15 protein-coding genes are annotated in these 13046 nt (G+C 71.8%); 10 read left to right on the plus strand and 5 right to left on the minus strand.

Translation table 11 applies throughout. The features are described 5' to 3' along the window. Nucleotides 1–117 precede the first annotated feature (117 nt). The gene (locus tag CRYAR_RS30720; protein WP_051571153.1) at nt 118–546 is read left to right on the plus strand and encodes an STAS domain-containing protein; all 429 of its coding nucleotides are present in this window, start codon (nt 118–120) and stop codon (nt 544–546) included. A gap of 50 nt (nt 547–596) precedes the next feature. Here CRYAR_RS30720 and CRYAR_RS30725 read toward each other — a convergent pair whose 3' ends face one another. Together CRYAR_RS30725 and ligD are read right to left on the minus strand one after the other, a co-directional pair. Continuing rightward, entirely contained in the window at nt 597–1790 is a 1194-nt protein-coding gene (locus CRYAR_RS30725) for an ATP-binding SpoIIE family protein phosphatase (RefSeq protein ID WP_051571154.1), read from the minus strand. 268 nt (nt 1791–2058) lie between these two features. Continuing rightward, nucleotides 2059–3000 carry a non-homologous end-joining DNA ligase gene (gene ligD, locus CRYAR_RS30730; protein WP_035856789.1) on the minus strand — a complete coding sequence of 314 codons (942 nt, stop codon included), beginning with the start codon at nt 2998–3000 and terminating at the stop codon, nt 2059–2061. A gap of 82 nt (nt 3001–3082) precedes the next feature. Here ligD and ku point away from each other — a divergent pair, with 82 nt between their 5' ends. The 3 genes from ku (at nt 3083) to CRYAR_RS30745 (ending at nt 5052) form a co-directional block, all read left to right on the plus strand. After that, entirely contained in the window at nt 3083–4054 is a 972-nt protein-coding gene (gene ku, locus CRYAR_RS30735) for a non-homologous end joining protein Ku (RefSeq protein ID WP_035856790.1), read from the plus strand. A 94-nt stretch (nt 4055–4148) separates the two neighbouring features. After that, nucleotides 4149–4571: an STAS domain-containing protein gene (locus tag CRYAR_RS30740; RefSeq protein WP_084701142.1), complete on the plus strand. Its 423-nt coding sequence runs from the start codon at nt 4149–4151 to the stop codon at nt 4569–4571. Between the two features lie 79 nt (nt 4572–4650). Next, nucleotides 4651–5052, plus strand: a complete 402-nt coding sequence (locus CRYAR_RS30745) for a ChaB family protein (protein ID WP_035856791.1) — start codon at nt 4651–4653, stop codon at nt 5050–5052. A 43-nt stretch (nt 5053–5095) separates the two neighbouring features. Here CRYAR_RS30745 and CRYAR_RS30750 read toward each other — a convergent pair whose 3' ends face one another. Both CRYAR_RS30750 and CRYAR_RS30755 read right to left on the minus strand, forming a co-directional pair. Continuing rightward, entirely contained in the window at nt 5096–5380 is a 285-nt protein-coding gene (locus CRYAR_RS30750) for a DUF3618 domain-containing protein (RefSeq protein ID WP_035856792.1), read from the minus strand. After that, nucleotides 5356–5799 carry a phage holin family protein gene (locus CRYAR_RS30755; RefSeq protein WP_063725947.1) on the minus strand — a complete coding sequence of 148 codons (444 nt, stop codon included), beginning with the start codon at nt 5797–5799 and terminating at the stop codon, nt 5356–5358. The genes CRYAR_RS30750 and CRYAR_RS30755 overlap by 25 nt, the downstream gene beginning before the upstream one ends. Nucleotides 5800–6063: 264 nt before the next feature. Here CRYAR_RS30755 and CRYAR_RS30760 point away from each other — a divergent pair, with 264 nt between their 5' ends. The 3 genes from CRYAR_RS30760 (at nt 6064) to CRYAR_RS30770 (ending at nt 9472) form a co-directional block, all read left to right on the plus strand. Then, nucleotides 6064–6504 carry an ATP-binding protein gene (locus tag CRYAR_RS30760; protein WP_051571155.1) on the plus strand — a complete coding sequence of 147 codons (441 nt, stop codon included), beginning with the start codon at nt 6064–6066 and terminating at the stop codon, nt 6502–6504. A 97-nt stretch (nt 6505–6601) separates the two neighbouring features. Next, entirely contained in the window at nt 6602–7474 is an 873-nt protein-coding gene (locus CRYAR_RS30765; RefSeq protein WP_084701146.1) for an RNA polymerase sigma factor SigF, read from the plus strand. A gap of 75 nt (nt 7475–7549) precedes the next feature. Beyond that, nucleotides 7550–9472 (plus strand): acyl-CoA dehydrogenase family protein, encoded by a 1923-nt coding sequence (locus CRYAR_RS30770; protein ID WP_035856794.1) that lies wholly within the window; start codon nt 7550–7552, stop codon nt 9470–9472. Here the strand turns inward: CRYAR_RS30770 and CRYAR_RS30775 are convergent. Then, nucleotides 9454–10248, minus strand: a complete 795-nt coding sequence (locus CRYAR_RS30775) for a TrmH family RNA methyltransferase (protein ID WP_035856795.1) — start codon at nt 10246–10248, stop codon at nt 9454–9456. The genes CRYAR_RS30770 and CRYAR_RS30775 overlap by 19 nt on opposite strands. A 295-nt stretch (nt 10249–10543) precedes the next feature. On the opposite strand from CRYAR_RS30775, the gene CRYAR_RS30780 reads away from it, so the two are divergent. From CRYAR_RS30780 to CRYAR_RS30790, 3 genes are read left to right on the plus strand one after another with little or no spacing between them, the layout of a single operon-like run. After that, complete coding sequence (locus CRYAR_RS30780; RefSeq protein ID WP_051571156.1) at nt 10544–11179, plus strand: maleylpyruvate isomerase N-terminal domain-containing protein; 636 nt, start codon at nt 10544–10546, stop codon at nt 11177–11179. Next, entirely contained in the window at nt 11176–12345 is a 1170-nt protein-coding gene (locus CRYAR_RS30785) for a sensor histidine kinase (RefSeq protein ID WP_169745099.1), read from the plus strand. The genes CRYAR_RS30780 and CRYAR_RS30785 overlap by 4 nt, the downstream gene beginning before the upstream one ends. Continuing rightward, nucleotides 12342–12998, plus strand: coding sequence for a response regulator (locus CRYAR_RS30790; protein ID WP_035856797.1), 657 nt, complete (start codon nt 12342–12344; stop codon nt 12996–12998). Before CRYAR_RS30785 ends, CRYAR_RS30790 begins: the two co-directional genes overlap by 4 nt. The last annotated feature ends 48 nt before the right edge of the window (nt 12999–13046 follow it).

Below are 13046 nucleotides of genomic sequence, written 5' to 3' on the forward strand. Positions count from 1 at the left end.
AAGATAGGGGAGGCACGATGACGGTCCGTTACGCGATTAGACTGCCCGCGTGACCGATCCCGGGGACCGGCAGCAGGACAGGCAAGAATCGGGAACCGTAGAGGAAGGTCGGGTTCCATGCGTGAGCGTCAGGGTCGGGCCGTAGGGGCGAGGAGCGCCGCCCGGTCCAAGCCGGAGAGTTTCGGCCGGCTGCGGGTCACCGTCGACGACCGCGAGCACTACGCCTTGGTCACCGTCGCCGGCGAGGTCGACGTCACCACCGGCTCGCAGCTGCGTGATCCGCTGCACGAGCTGGTCGAGCAGCGCAAGCACCGGCACGTCGTCGATCTGCGCGAAGTCACCTTTCTCGACTCGACCGGGCTCGGCATCCTGGTCAGTGACCACAAGAGACTGCGCGACCGCGACGGCTCCCTGCACGTCGTGGTCACCACGCCCGGCATCGTCGCCCGGGTCTTCCGCCTGACCGGCGTGGACCGCGTGGTCCCGCTCGTGACCACGATCGAGGACGCCGAGAAGGCCCTGGGCCTGAGCGCGGCCGGCGGCTGACAACCGGGCCCGCGACGGCTAGGTCCGCCTAGCCGTCGTAGGCCCGGGAGCTAGCCGGCCGCCTCGAGCGTCGGCTCGTTGGGCTCGTCGTCCGTGGTGCGCGGGGGTGCGTTCAGGTCGAACTCGGCCCAGACCGCCTTGCCGCCCGGCACCGCGCGGGCACCCCAGCGGGCCGCCACCCGGCGCACCAGGAACAGCCCGCGGCCGCTCTCGGCGTCGGCGTCGGCGATGCGTGGCCTTGGCATGGCCGGCTCGCGGTCGAACACCTCGATCACGATGCGGCTCGCCGAGCGGCGCAACCGCAGCTGTTCGGCCGCGCCGCCGTAGAGCAGCGCGTTCGCGACCAGCTCGGAGACCGCCAGCACGATGTCGTCACGCACCAGAGGCGTCAGCTGCCAGGTGCTGAGCACGCCGTAGCAGAACGCGCGCGCCCGGCGGGTGGGGTCCTCCCCCTCGCCGAGTTCCAGCTCGATCACCCGCACCGGCCCGACCGTCAGCCCGGTGGGCCACCCGGCGGCCAGCACGCTGCTGCCCGGAGCGGCGCCCACGACGACGTCGGCGACCGCGACCGGGTCGTGCACACCCGTGCCCAGCGCGCCGGCGACCGCGGGGGCCACCGCGTCGACGGCCGCGGACCGCCGGTGGGTGTCGAGCGAGAAGCCGCCGACGGCGTACTCCTCGTCGTCGGCGAGCGCACCCGGCAGCGCCACGACGACGCTCCCGCCCGGCGGGATCGCCACGGTCTGCTCGCCGTAGGACGCGTTCATGCTGACGAATCCGCCCAGCGGGCCACCCTCCGGCGCGGGCGGCGCCACCGCCGCCCCCTTCACCGAGCAGATCACCGGCCCCGGGTGCCCGGCCTGGGCGAAGCAGAACGCCCCGTCCACCGGGTCGAACACCCCGTAGAGCAGGCGGGCGCGGAACGGCTCCTCCCACTCGGCCACCAGGCCGTCGAGCTGCCCCAGCGCCTCGGCGGGCGCCAGATCGACCCGGGCCATCGCCCGGACCGCCATCCGCAACTGCCCGGCGAACCGCACGGCCGCGTCGACGCTCGGCGCGGTGCCGTCCGCGAGCACGCGCCCGGAGATCAGCACCGTGCGGCCCGCGGCCGCGGGCAGTGCCTCGCACCACGCGCTCGGATCGGCGACCCGGCGTTCGACCACCAGGTCACCGTCGGCCGGGGCGTCCAGGGAGGGCACGGGGCTGCCCGACAGCGTCGGCGAGACTGCGTCGACCGGCGTCATGATCGCGCTCCGTGCACGGCCAACTCGCCACTGGTCATGGTCAGGGTCTCCTCCTGTACCGAGCGTGTTCTCACGCCGACCTCCGGTTGCCACCCAGCCTAATGGCCCGCGCCGGCGAACCTGTCGGACGTCCCCCGCCCGGCCGACCGACCGAGCCGTCCGTTTGGAGGCCGCGTGCCCGCCGTGACCGCTGCGTCACGGAGGGAACGGCTCGGATTATCCTCGCCGAGACCGCCCGTGCAAGAGCCCTCCACGCGTTCGCACCCGTTCAACGACGCGGCAGCGCCGGGCGTTCACGGGTGAGCAGATCGAGAAACAGATCACCGTCGTCGGCCGCGCGCGCCAGCACGTCGCCGAACGTGAACACGAGCTCCTCCGGGCGTTCGCAGGCAGCCACCTCGTCCCACCGCAACGGGGTGGAGACGGTCGGCGCGGGCCGCGCCCGCAGGGAGTACGGCGCGACCGTGGTCTTCGCGGTGTTGTTCTGGCTCCAGTCGATGAACACCTTGCCGGGGCGCACGGCGCGGCGCATGACCGACGTCACCCGGGTGGGGTCCTCGTGTTCGAGCTGCTGGGCGACGGCCTTCGCGTAGTCCGACGTGCGCCCGGGCTCGGCCGGCTTGATCGCCGCGTAGACCTGCATGCCCTTGGAACCCGACGTTTTGGCCACCGCGGTCAGCCCGTCGTCGTCGAGCACCTCACGCAGGCGCAGCGCGACCGCACAGCACTCGACGACGGTGGCCGGCGCGCCCGGATCGAGGTCGAACACCAGCAGATCGGTGCCGCGGACGCCGCCGCGCGGGCCGACCTGCCACTGCGGGACGTGCAGCTCGAGCGAGGCGAGGTTGGCCAGCCAGACCAGCGTGGCCAGCGCGTCGCCGTCGTCCGGCGGCAGCACGACGTAGTCGATCTCGTCGCGGTTCTTCGTGCTGCCGGGGGCGGGCAACCGTTCGGTGCGGACCCAGTCGGCCGCCCCGTTCGGCACGTTCTTGGCGAAGAAGCCCTGGCCCGCGACACCCTCGGGGTACCGCTTGAGAGAAAGCGGACGACCTGCCAAATGAGGTATCAGAACGGGCGCGATCCGCGAGTAATAGTCGATCACCTCGCCTTTCGTGGTACCCGTCTCCGGGTAGAGAATCTTGGAGAGGTTCGACAAAGCGAGCTGACGTCCGGCCACGGCGACCGTGGTCGTTCCCGAAGCTTTCGCCACGCCGACACCTCCACGCTGGACTTCCCCCCGGCGGTAAACGCAGAGTGGATTCGAGCACATTTACCCACAGGGGGCACCAGCCATGCGTGCGATCTGGAAGGGCGTCGTCTCGTTCGGGCTCGTCACGATCCCGATCAAGCTGTTCTCCGCCACCGAGCAACACGACGTCCAGCTCCGGCAGGTCCACGCGGCCGACGGCGGCCGCATCCGTTACCGGCGGGTGTGCGAGGCCGAGGGCGTGGAGGTCCCCTACAGCGAGATCGCCAAGGGGTACGAGCTGCCCGACGGGCAGGTCGTCGTCCTCGACGACGCCGATTTCGAGAACCTGCCGATCGCCTCCGGGCGCAACATCGACGTGCAGAAGTTCGTCCCGACCGAGCAGGTCGACGGCCTGTACCTGTCCAAGGGCTACTTCCTGCAGGCCGACGGGCCGGGCGCGAAGCCGTACGTCCTGCTCCGCGAGGCGCTGGAGAAAGCGGGCACGGTCGCGCTGGTGAAGGTCGCGCTCCGGCAGCGCGAGGCGCTGGCGCTGCTGCGCCCCTACGGCGAGGTACTGCTGCTGCAGACGATGCTCTGGCCGGACGAGATCCGCGACCCGGCCGAGCTGGCTCCGGACTCCGACATCGCGGTCCGCCCGCAGGAGATGCAGATGGCGGAGTCCTACATCCAGACGCTCACCGGCGACCTCGACATGGACGAGTTCACCGACGACTACGCGGTGGCGCTCCGCGAGGTCGTGGACGCCAAGATCCAGGGCCACGAGGTGGAGCAGCCGGAGGCCCCGGCCGAGGGTGGCGGCGCCGTGCTGGACCTGATGGCCGCGCTGGAGGCCAGCGTGGCCGAGGCCAAGCGGGCGCGCGGCGAGACCGTGGAGGAGAGCCGCCCGGCGGCCAAGAAGGCGCCGGCGAAGAAGGCCGCACCCCGCAAGGCGGCGCCGAAGAAGGCCACCACGGCCAAGAAAGCCCCGGCGAAGACCGCGGCGAAGAAGACCGCGGCGAAGTCGACGGCCAAGAAAACCGCCACGAAGGGCACAAGCCAGCGCAAGACCGCTTGAGTCACTGCGGTTTACTCCCGAGTGCCTTCCGGCCTCTGCCGCAGCGATGCGGCGTCCGGGCTAGGGTTCAGGGCAGCGATGGAGGGAGTACGTAATGGTCGACCCCGCTGGTTCGGCGGTCCCGCAGCGAAACGGTGCCGCGACCGGTGCGCTCGGAGACGCGACGGACGCGGTTCTGTCGGTGGAACAGGTTCCACCGTCGGACGACGGGCGGCAGGTAGTACGGGTCGGCGGCGAGATCGACATGCTCACCGCACCCCGGCTCCGTGACGCCCTGACGCCGGTCGTGGCGATACCCGGTTCGGACGTGGTGCTGGATCTCGACGCGGTGACGTTCCTCGGCTCGAACGGCCTGGGCGTCCTCGTGGAGCTCTCCCAGCAGGCCGAGACGGTCGGGACGAAGTTCCGGCTGGTCTGCGCGAACCGTACGGTGAGCCGCCCGCTCACTCTCACCGGCCTGGACCAGGTGCTCGACTTCTACGAGTCGTACACCGATCTGCCGCCGGCCGGGAGCTGAGCTCGGTCCTCGGGCGTTTTGTCACCGATGCCACGGGCAAACCCTGTGGCATCGGTGTATTCGTCCCGAGGAGGTAGTGATGCCCGGCCGTCAGGAGTTGCCGTCCACGCTCAAACGCTCGCCGAAGAAGGCGCAGGAGACGTGGATCCAGACGCACGACTCGGCCGTCGAGCAGTACGGCGAGGGCGAACGGGCCCACCGCACCGCGTTCGGTTCGGTCAAGCACTCGTTCGAGAAGGTCGGCGACCACTGGGAGCCGAAGAAGCGCAAAGGCCCTTCCGACAAGCAGTCGGAGAAGACCGGCGCGGCCGCCCGGCGCGGCGGCAAGACCGAGGAGGGCGTCGACGCCAACGCGTCGAAGACCCATCTGCGTGAGGTCGCCCGCAGGCTCGAGATCCGCGGTCGCTCGACGATGACCAAGAGCGAACTCGTCGACGCGATCAAGAAGGCCAACCGCAGGAAGACGGCCGCCGCACGCTGAAAAGGCGGGGCTCCTCGAGAGGGGCCCCGCCTTCAGCGTTCGTTCATCGCCGGGCGCGGACCCGCCAGACGACCGTGACCAGCGTGAGCACGGTGAGCCCCGCGCCGACGCCGAGCAGCGCCGGCCGGCTGAGCACCTGGTCCCGGCCGTTGCGCAGCAGCGGTCCCACCGAGGCGAGCGTGCCCTGGGCCCGCTGCGTGAGCTTTTCGGTCTGACGAGCGACCACGGCCTTCGGGCGGACCCGGCCCACCAACTCGTCCACGTCCCGCCGCAGTTGCTCGCGGGCGAACGCGATGTCGCGTTCTAAATCTTCCGGTCGCGGACCCACCGCACATCCTCCTTCACCGCTTCGATCGCCTGCGTCGGGACGGGCTTGACCCGGCGCAGGCGCAACGCACCGAACAGGCCGGCGATCCCCGCGATCAGCGCCCAGACCCCGGCGACGATCAGCGCGGCCCAGTAACCGGCCATCACCTCGCGCAGCGCGTACACGGCGGCGAGGGAGAGCAGCGGCACGATCATCAGGCCGGCGGCCGCCGCGACGGCCAACCCGGCCACACCCGCGACGGCCTTCTTCGCTTCCTGGGCCACCTCGGCCTTCGCGAGCGCGATCTCGGCCTTGACCAGGCTCGAGACGCCCGCGGCGACGTCGTTGACCAGCTGCCCGATCGAGGGTTCCCGGGCCCGCTCCACCGCCGGCCGCGGGGTGGACCCACTGTTGCTCCTGGTACTGGTATCCGACGTCACCACTGCATCCTCCCCACCGCAGCCACCCGCCCGAACCGTGCCGGTCGAGGCGCGCACGCTGTACCCGCCAGCCAGCACCGTCAACCGGAACGTGCCAGGAACCACCCTCCCACGGATCGGGCGCAATGCTCACCGCGTACGGCCCGACGCCCCGGCGAACCCGCGAGGGCGGTAGGTTCGGGCCTGCGAGGCCTGGGTAAGGCCCGCGTGTGCGCCCCGGGTCCCCGCCCGGGGTTTTGGATGGAACAGCAAGGAGCGAGCTTGATGGCGGTGCCCGAACGGACCAGCTCGGAGCCCGTTGAGGCCCCACCCGTTTCCGACGATGCGGGCAGCGACATCGAACTGACCCTGCCCGCCGACCCGGTGCACGTCCCCGTCGCGCGCGCGCTCGCCGCCGACCTGGCGGTCCGCCTCGACTACGACCTCGACGAGGTGTCCGACCTGCGGATGGCGGTCGACGAGGCGTGCGCGGAGCTGGTGGCCAAGGCCGCAGCGCCCGGCCGGCTGCGGTGCGTCTTCCGGGCCGACGAGCACGCGCTGCGGGTGTCGGTCTCGGCCACCACCAAGGACGGCACGGTGCCGGGCCAGAACACGTTCGGCTGGCGGGTGCTGACCGCGCTCGTCGACGAGGTGAAGACGTGGACCACCGACGGGAACGTCGTCCACATCCAGCTGGTCAAACACCGGCTCGAGGCGCACGCGTGAACGAGCGTTCCCCCGGCACCACCGAGCGCTCGCGTGAGGTCCGGCCGGCCGAGTCGCCACGCGGTCACGCCGGCTCCGACCGTAGGGGGGAACCGGCGTGACCGCGCCGCAGAGCGAACAGCCGAGCGTCGAAGAACCGGCGGCGGTGAAACCGGACGAGGCCGAGGTCGACATCACCGAGGTGGCCGACAACGAGGTCGCCGACGCCCGATCGGAGTCCCGCCGGGAGGCGGCCGCGCTGTTCGCGGAGCGCGACACGCTGCCCGAGGGCTCGCCCCGCCGGCAGCAGATCCGCGACCAGCTCGTCACCATGCACCTGCCGCTGGTGCGGCACCTGGCCCGGCGGTTCAACAACCGGGGCGAGCCGCTGGAGGACCTGGTCCAGGTCGCGACCGTCGGCCTGATCAACTCGGTGGACCGGTTCGACGCCGAGCGCGGCGCCGACTTCCTCTCCTACGCGGTGCCCACCGTCGTCGGCGAGATCAAGCGGCACTTCCGCGACCACGGCTGGGCGGTGCGGGTGCCGCGTCGCCTCAAGGAGCTGCACCTGTCGCTGACCGCGGCCACGGCGGAGCTCTCCCAGCGCAACGGACGGGCGCCGAACGCCTCGGAACTGGCCGAGCACCTCAAGCTCTCCCGCGAGGAGGTGCTGGAGGGCCTGGAGGCCGCGAACGCCTACCGCAGCTCGTCGCTCGACGACCCGGTGCGCGGCGACGGCGAGATGCCGTCGCTGGCCGAGACGCTCGGCGACGAGGACGCGGCGCTCGAGCACGTCGAGTTCCGGGAGTCGCTGCAGCCGCTGCTGGCCCAGGTGCCGCCGCGCGAGCGGAAGATCCTGATCCTGCGCTTCTTCGGCAACATGACGCAGTCGCAGATCGCCGAGCGCATGGGCATCTCGCAGATGCACGTGTCGCGTCTGCTCTCCCAGACCCTCGTCAAGCTCCGCGAGAGGCTGCTCGTCGACGAGTAGGTGTGGCGCACGTCACCCGTTCGGGGCACAGTAGCTACCGGTAGGTAACTACTGTGCCCCGGAACGGAGACGTCCATGACGACTGCCCCCACCGAACGGGAATCCCGCCAGGTCGCCGAAGCCGCACGTCAGACCGAGTGGACGAAGCCGAGCTTCGCGAAGGAACTGTTCCTCGGCCGGTTTCCGCTCGACCTGATCCACCCCGAACCGAAACCGAGCGACGAGGCCCGGAAGGTCGGCGAGGAGTTCCTCGCCCGCCTGACGCCGTTCCTGGCCACGGTGGACGCGGCCGCGATCGAACGCGACGCACGCATCCCCGACGACGTCCTGACCGGGCTGATGGAGCTCGGCGCGTTCGGCATGAAGATCCCGGTCGAGTACGGCGGCCTCGGCCTCACCCAGGTCTACTACAACAAAGCGCTGATGCTGGCCGGCTCGGTGAACCCGGCGATCGGCGCGATGCTCTCGGCGCACCAGTCGATCGGCGTCCCGCAGCCGGTCGTGCAGTTCGGCACCGAGGAGCAGAAGCGGGAGTTCCTCCCCCGCTGCGCCACCCGCGCGATCAGCGCGTTCCTGCTCACCGAGCCCGACGTCGGCAGTGACCCGGCCCGGCTGGCGTGCGCCGCGGTTCCGGACGGGGACGACTACGTGCTCGACGGCGTCAAGCTGTGGACCACGAACGGCGTCGTCGCGGAACTGCTCGTCGTGATGGCGCGGGTACCCAAGAGCGAGGGGCACCGCGGCGGCATCACCGCGTTCGTCGTCGAGGCCGACTCCGCGGGCATCACGGTGGAGAACCGCAACGCGTTCCTCGGCCTGCGCGGCCTGGAGAACGGCGTCACCCGGTTCCACCAGGTGCGGGTGCCGGCGGCGAACCGGATCGGCCGCGAGGGCGAAGGGCTCAAGATCGCGCTGACGACGCTGAACACGGGCCGTCTCTCGCTGCCCGCGATCTGCGCCGGCACCGCGAAGTGGTCGCTGAAGATCGCCCGGGAGTGGAGCAACGCGCGTGAGCAGTGGGGCCGCCCGGTCGGCCGGCACGACGCGGTCGCCGGCAAGATCGCGTTCATCGCCGCGACCGCGTTCGCGCTGGAGGCCGTGCTGGATCTGACCAGCCAGCTCGCCGACGAGAAGCGCAACGACATCCGGATCGAGGCCGCCCTGGCCAAGCTGTACTCGTCGGAGATGGGCTGGTTGGTCTCCGACGAGCTGGTGCAGATCCGCGGCGGGCGCGCGTACGAGACCGCGGAGTCGCTCGCCGCCCGGGGCGAGCGGGCGGTACCGGTCGAGCAGGCGCTGCGTGACCAGCGGATCAACCGCATCTTCGAGGGCTCGACCGAGATCATGCACCTGCTGATCGCGCGCGAGGCGGTGGACGCCCACCTGTCGGTGGCCGGTGACATCATCGACCCGGACGCCTCGCTGGGCGACAAGGGCAAGGCGGCGGCGCAGGCGAGCAAGTTCTACGCGGGCTGGCTCCCCACGCTGGCCGTCGGCGCCGGCCAGCTCCCGACGTCCTACTCGGAGTTCGGGCCGCTCTCCCGGCACCTGCGCTTCATCGAGCGCGCCAGCCGCAAGCTGGCCCGGCAGACGTTCTACGGCATGTCGCGCTGGCAGGGGCGGCTCGAGCACCGGCAGCGGTTCCTGGCTCGCATCGTCGACATCGGAGCGGAGCTGTTCGCGATGAGCGCGGCCTGCGTGCGTGCGGCGTCGACGAAGGAAGCCGGACCGCCGCAGCGGGGAGCCACCGCGATGGAGCTGGCGGACGCGTTCTGCCGCCAGGCCACCGTGCGGGTCGACGCCCTGTTCGAGGCGCTCTGGACCAACAGCGACGACACCGACCGGATGCTGGCCGAGCGGGTGCTCGACGGCCGGTACCAGTGGCTGGAGGAGGGTGTCCTCGACCCGTCGGACGACGGGCCGTGGATCATGCCTGCTCCCCCGGGGCCCTCCGAGAAGGAGAACGTGCGGCGCGTGGTTCAGCCGCCGAGTTCGTAGCAGGCGACGGCCGCCGCGGTGGCCACGTTGAGGCTGTCGACGCCCCGGTGCATCGGAATGCGCACCCGGGCGTCGGCGGCCGTCAGCACCGTGCCGGACAGGCCGGGCCCCTCGGCGCCGAGCAGGAGCGCCGGCCGTTCCCGCTGCTGGGGGCTCAGCTCGCGCAGGCTGGTCGCGCCCGGATCGGGGGTGAGGGCAAGCAGCGTGAACCCGGCCTCGCGGATGCTCTCCAGCGCCGTCGGCCACGGGTCCAGGCGGGCGTAGGGCACCGCGAAGACCTCGCCCATGCTCACCCGGACGCTGCGCCGGTACAACGGGTCAGCGCACGAGGGGCTGAGCAGGATCGCGTCCATGCCGAGCCCGGCTGCGACGCGGAAGATCGCGCCGACGTTCGTGTGCGTGTTGACGTCCTCGAGCACCAGGACACGCCGGGCGGCCGCGAGCAACTCCGCCGACGCGCTCGGCGCCGGCCGGTGCACCGACCCGAGCACACCGCGGTGGACGTGGAAACCGGTGATCGCCTCCAGCACCGTCGGCGTCGCCGCGTAGAGCGGCGCCCCCGGCGCGATCGTGTCGACCTGGTCGACCCGTTTGGCGTCGACGAGGATCGAGCGCATGCGGTAGCCGGCCCGCACCGCGCGTTTCAGGACCAGCTCGCCCTCGGCGATGAACAGCCCGTGCGGCGGCTCGAACGCCTCGCGCAGCGCCACGTCGGTGAGCGCGCGGTAGTCCGCGATCCGCGGGTCGTCGGGGTCGGTGATCTCGATGTGTGTCATGCGGTGCTCTCGGGACGTGGACCGGTGCGGACGACGGCGATCAGGCGGTCACGGGCGGCGGGGTCGGCCGCGGTGCGCTCGCGGTCGGGCACCCGGCCGGCAGCGCCGTGACGTCGGCGCCGGCAGCGGCGGCCGGCAGCCGGTGGCGTCGGCGGCCGCGTTCGATGTCGAACGCGCGACCCCCTCCGGGACGAACGGGATGGCGATGCCGAACATTACCGGAGGTGCCGGTACGGCCGCCCGCTGCCCACAACGCCGAGCTCACCGGGGTCGACCAGCGGCTACCCTCGGCGCGGTGACGATAGCGCTCAGCGAGGCCAAGGACGCGTTCGAGACCGCGGCGGTGGACCTCGCCGCCTTCCTGGACGGGCGCACCGACGACGACCTGCTCGCGCCGAGCCGGTGCCGGGGCTGGGTCGTCGCGGACGTGATCGCGCACCTGCACCTCGGGCTGAGCGAGATGATGACCGGCTTCGCGTACCGGGTGGACGGTCCGCCGGACACCGACTTCCGCACCTACTGGTCGGGGTATCCGCAGCCCGACCCGGACGCCGCTGTCGCGCAGATCCGGTTCGCCCGGCTGCTCGCGTCGGCCTACGGCCGCCCCACCGGCCTGCTCGACCACGTCCGTCCGACGCTCGACGCGCTGCGCCGTTTCGTCGCGCAGGCCGACGACGGGTGCGTGCGGTTCCAGGGGCACGTGCTCCCGCTCGGCGACTTCGTGGCCACCTGGGTCGTCGAGATCGTCGTGCACCACCTCGACGTGCTGGTCGCGCTGCCGGGGCCACCGCCGGAGCTCACCCTCGCCGTGCGCACGCTCGACGGGCTCCGCGGGGACCTCGCCCGGCCGGCCGACTGGGACGATCTCACGTACGTATTGGCCGGTTCCGGACGGATTCCGGGGCCGAAGGGGTATCCCCTGCTGGGGTGACTAGGCTGCCGGGCATGTGGGAGTCGGCTCGGCGTCGGGTGCTGCGTCCCTGGCGAAGCCTGGGAGTCCTGACGCGCGACACCGTGCTCGCGGCCGGCCTGCTCGGCGTCGCGTACCTGCCGACGGCGAACGGCCTCGGCATGGACCTGGCGGAGTTCTCGGCCCACCGGCCGGCCGACGTGTTCGCGACCGTGCTGATCGTCGCCATGTGCGTGCCGCTGGTCCTCCGGCGCACCGCGCCGATCGCCTGCGCCCTGCCGGTGTTCCTCGCCACCGGGATCCACCAGAGCCTCACGTACCCGCGCAACGCGGCGAGCGTCGCCGTCCTGGTCGCGCTCTACAGCCTGGGCGCCTACCAGCTGCGCCACCGGCGGGTGCTGGCGGTCGTGCTGACCGCGGCGTACGTGGTGTTCGTGCTGGTGCTCATGCGGGGCGGGTCGGACGAGCCGGCGTTCTCGTTCGTGACGTTCTACGGCGTGCTCCTGGTGGCGTTCGTCGCCGGTGACTGGATGCGCAGGCAGCGGAACACCGCCGAGGCGCTGCGGACGGCGAGCGTCGCCACGGCGCTCGCCGCCGAGCGCGCGGTGATCGCCCGGGAGCTGCACGACGTCGTCACCCACCACGTCACCGCGATGGTGGTGCAGGCCGACGCGGCGGCCTTCCTGATCGAAGCCAAACCGCAGAAGGCGGCCGAGAGTCTGTCCACGGTGAGCGGCACCGGCCGGCAGGCACTGACCGAGCTGAGAGCCCTGTTGCAGGTGATCGACCCGGCCGAGGACGCCACCCGCGAACCGGCCGCCGGAAAACTGGAGGACCTGATCGAACGCACCCGCGCGATGGGCCAGCCGATCGAGTTCGTCACCGACGGCGGCGAGGTGACCCTGGCGCTGCACCGGGTGGTGCAGGAGGCGCTGACCAACGCCGTGAAGTACGCCAACGGGTGCCCGACCTCGGTCCGCGTCGAGCGCTCGTCGTCGGCCGTCACGGTCGAGGTGACGACCACCGGCACGGCCACGATGGCCGGCGGCGCGAGCTCGAGCGGGCGTGGTCTGACCGGCCTGCGTGAACGGGTCGCGGCGTTCGGCGGCACGTTCGACGCCGGTCCCACCGCCGACGGTTTCCGGGTACTGGCGTCGATCCCGGCGGCGGCGGAGGTGGCGGCATGACTCGCGTATTGGTCTGTGACGACCAGGCGCTGATCCGCACCGGCTACGTCACGATCTTCGACGCCCAGGACGACTTCGAGGTCGTCGGCGAGGTGGGCGACGGCGCGGCGGCGGTGACGGCCGCGCGCGACCTGCGCCCCGACGTCGTCGTCATGGACATCCGGATGCCGGTGCTCGACGGCATCGAGGCCACCCGGCAGCTGGCCGGGCCCGACGTCGCCGATCCGATCCGGGTGCTCGTCGTGACGACGTTCAACCTCGACGAGTACGTCTACGAGGCGCTGCGGGCCGGGGCGAGCGGGTTCCTGCTCAAGGACTCCCCGCCGGCCGAGCTGGTCGGGGCGGTACGCACGATCGCGGCCGGGGAGGCGCTGGTGGCGCCGTCGGTCACCCGCCGGCTGATCGGCCACTTCGGAGAGCGCCTGCGCCCGGTGGACGCCGGCCCGGCGCGGCCCGACGTGCTCGCGCCGCGGGAGGCCGAGGTCCTGACGCTCATCGCGCAGGGCATGTCGAACGCCGAGATCGCGGCGGCGCTGGTGCTCAGCCACGAGACCGTGAAGACGTACGTGTCGCGCATCCTCACCAAGCTCGACCTGCGCGACCGGGTGCAGGCCGTGGTGTACGCGTACCGGAACGGGATCGTCAGCGCCTGAGTTCCCAATAACTGTTTGACACCCGCGGCCGTCGCGGCCCATAGTTTC

Source organism: Cryptosporangium arvum DSM 44712 (genome assembly GCF_000585375.1).
Classification (GTDB): domain Bacteria; phylum Actinomycetota; class Actinomycetes; order Mycobacteriales; family Cryptosporangiaceae; genus Cryptosporangium; species Cryptosporangium arvum.